Here is a 2,559-nt window from a genome sequence, read left to right as displayed (position 1 = left end):
GCGACACGTGGTTCTTCACGGTCTTCTCGGCGAGGTAGAGCTCCTGGCCGATCTGGCGGTTGGTCTTGCCCTCGCCGACGAGGGCGAGGATCTCCCGTTCGCGCGGGGTGAGCCCGGCGAGGGCGGCGTCGGTCCCGCTCTCCTCGTGGTGGCGCAGGCTCTCCATCAGCTTGTGGGTGGTGGCGGGATCGAGCATGGACTGGCCCGAGGCCACCGTGCGCACCGCGCTGACCAGTTCGGCGCCCTTGACCTGCTTCAGGACGTAGCCGGCCGCCCCGGCCATGATCGCGTCGAGCAGGGCGTCGTCGTCGTCGAAGGACGTGAGCATCAGGCAGCCCAGTCCGGGCATCCGGTCGCGGAGCTCCCGGCAGACGGCGACGCCGTCACCGTCCGGAAGGCGAACGTCTAGCACAGCGACATCCGGGCGCAACGCCGGCACCCGGGCCAGGGCCTGTGCGCAGTTGGCCGCCTCGCCAACGACCTCGATGTCCGGCTCGGCCTCCAGGAGGTCGCGGACGCCACGCCGGACCACCTCGTGGTCGTCCAGCAGGAACACCCGCACGGGCTGGCCCGACGGCTCGGACTGAGGCGTGTCCATGGCCTGCTCCCTGGGTGCGCGGGCGGTGACACCACCGATTCTGCGCCGCCCCGCCGTCCCGCGCACCGAAGACCGGGTTCAGCCGTCGGGCGCGACAGCGATCGGGCACCACTCGCGGAGGATCACCGCCCGGTCCGGCCCACGACGAGAAGCCCGGCGGACCGGGCAGCGCCCACCAGCGCGTCGGCGGCAGCGGCACGCTCGACGTCCGGGACGGTCTCCGGGTCCGTGGCGTGTCCCAGCACGTCCGTCAGGGCGAACTCCTCCCGTTCGGCGAGAAGCGCCCGCTCCACGTAGTGAGGGCCCATCACCGTGCCGACGGCGTCCAGGCGTGCACGACCCGCAGTGGGACGCCCCATCGCAGAGCCGTCTGGCGGGCGAAGTCGAGAACGGTCTCAGCGGGGTCGTGAGCGTCGACGCCCATGACCACCTCGTGGGGCGGCCCGGTGGCTCCCGGGGCGGCTCGAACGAGGACAACGGGACAGGGCGCGTAGGCCGCGACGGCCAGGCCCACCGATCCGAGGGGCCCGTGCGCAGCGGAGGACCCGAGCACCAGCAGGTCGGCCGACGTGCCAGCGGCTGTGATTCCCCCGGGTGCGTGCTCATCCGCCAAGACGGTGGCGACGTCCAGACCCGGTGGTCCGCCCGTAGCCAGTCAGCGGCATCGGCAAGCACGCCGACCGCCCGGCCGCGGCCCTCGCTGACACCGGGCAGCCCGGGCGCCGCGTGCTGCGGCCAGAGCCAGGCGTACAGCACCCGCAGTCGAGCACCCCGCCAGACCGCTTCGTCGGCAACCCAGCGGGCGGCGGCAAGGCTCTCCGGGGAGCCTCCCCCAGTCTTCGGCCGGGGGTACCCCCATCGGCGGCGAACACTCGCGCGGTCACGCGGACCATCTGGTCAAGCCGGCGCGTTGAGCCAGATCTCGACGCCTACCACGCCGGGCACAGACCGGACCAGCCGCTCCAGAACGGGCGCGGTGACGGCGTCGGGCAGGTCGCCGGACAGCGTGACCCGGCCGTTCAGGGACCGGACGTCGATGTCCACTGGAGCAGCCGGGCCCAGGGTGGCGGTCAGTTCGAAGCGGACCCGGTCGGCCAGCTCGCGGTCGTCCTCCAGGTAGACCTTGAGCAGGTCGCCCCGGCTGACGATGCCGACCAGGTAGTCCTCCTCGTCGACCACCGGGAGCCGCTTGAGGTGCCCGCGGGCCATCGCCCGGGCGGCCTCGTTGATCGGGCTGCCGGGGTGCACGGTGAACGCCGGGACGGACATCATCCGCCCAGCGGTCAGGGCGTCGGCACGTTCGCCGTCGCGGTCCCGGGCGGTGAGCAGGTCGGCCTCGGAGACGACGCCGATCACCCGGCCGTCGCCGGTGAGCACGGGGACCGCGCTCACCTGCCAGCGCTGGAGCGTCTCGGTGACTTCGCGGAAGTCCGCGTCGCGGCCGACGGCCACGACCGCGTGGGTCATGACGTCGCCGACGGTGTTCGGGGTGCGGGTCATGGTGTCCTCCTCGGAGCTACCGGCCCGCGTGGTACGCCCGGGGGTGTTCCAGGGCGGGCTTGGTGTCGTCCTCGGTCCAGTCGAGCGTGTGGTGGACGGCGACGACGCCGTCCACGGCGCGGCAGAGCTGTTCGGTGATCGGGATCAGGCTGCGGCGCGGGAGCCGGCCCTTCAGCGTGACGACGCCGTCGTGCACCGCCACCTGGACGTCGCCGGGGGCAAGCCAGAGGGTCTGGCCGAGCACGTCGTGGTTGATCTCGTCGCGGATGGCCCCATCGTGGCGCAGGAAGATCTCCAGGAGGTCCCGGCGGCTGACGATGCCGACCAGACGGCCGACCTCGTCGACCACAGGCAGGCGCTTGACCTTGTGCTTGTCCATGGCCCGGGCGGCCTCGGGCACCGACCAGCCCGGACGGGCGGTGACGGCGGGACTGGTCATCAGCCCGCCGGCGGTCTCCGCC

The 2,559-nt window shown here is 73.0% G+C and carries 5 protein-coding genes; all 5 read right to left on the bottom strand.

The window, feature by feature from the left end; translation table 11 throughout:
• Positions 1-598 (bottom strand): response regulator (locus ACFQ87_RS45565; protein ID WP_380616938.1); only part of this gene is annotated, 598 nt, incomplete at its 3' end.
• 122 nt (positions 599-720) lie between these two features.
• Positions 721-957: a hypothetical protein gene (locus tag ACFQ87_RS45560; RefSeq protein WP_380616939.1), complete on the bottom strand. Its 237-nt coding sequence runs from the start codon at positions 955-957 to the stop codon at positions 721-723.
• Positions 906-1,211, bottom strand: a complete 306-nt coding sequence (locus tag ACFQ87_RS45555; RefSeq protein WP_380616937.1) for a universal stress protein — start codon at positions 1,209-1,211, stop codon at positions 906-908. Before ACFQ87_RS45555 ends, ACFQ87_RS45560 begins: the two co-directional genes overlap by 52 nt.
• A 284-nt stretch (positions 1,212-1,495) precedes the next feature.
• On the bottom strand, positions 1,496-2,098 hold the full coding sequence (locus ACFQ87_RS45550; RefSeq protein ID WP_380616936.1) for a CBS domain-containing protein: 603 nt from the start codon (positions 2,096-2,098) through the stop codon (positions 1,496-1,498).
• Between the two features lie 16 nt (positions 2,099-2,114).
• A partial coding sequence (locus ACFQ87_RS45545) for a CBS domain-containing protein (RefSeq protein WP_380616935.1) occupies positions 2,115-2,559 on the bottom strand: 445 nt, incomplete at its 5' end.

Source organism: Kitasatospora sp. NPDC056531 (genome assembly GCF_042794375.1).
Taxonomy (GTDB): Bacteria; Actinomycetota; Actinomycetes; order Streptomycetales; family Streptomycetaceae; genus Kitasatospora.
This window is presented reverse-complemented; position numbering and strand designations above follow the sequence as displayed.

Excerpts from the sequence above, each read along its gene's own strand:
- ACFQ87_RS45560 (WP_380616939.1), bottom strand. The coding sequence starts at position 957 with ATGGGGCGTCCCACTGCGGGTCGTGCACGCCTGGACGCCGTCGGCACG.
- ACFQ87_RS45550 (WP_380616936.1), bottom strand. The coding sequence starts at position 2,098 with ATGACCCGCACCCCGAACACCGTCGGCGACGTCATGACCCACGCGGTC.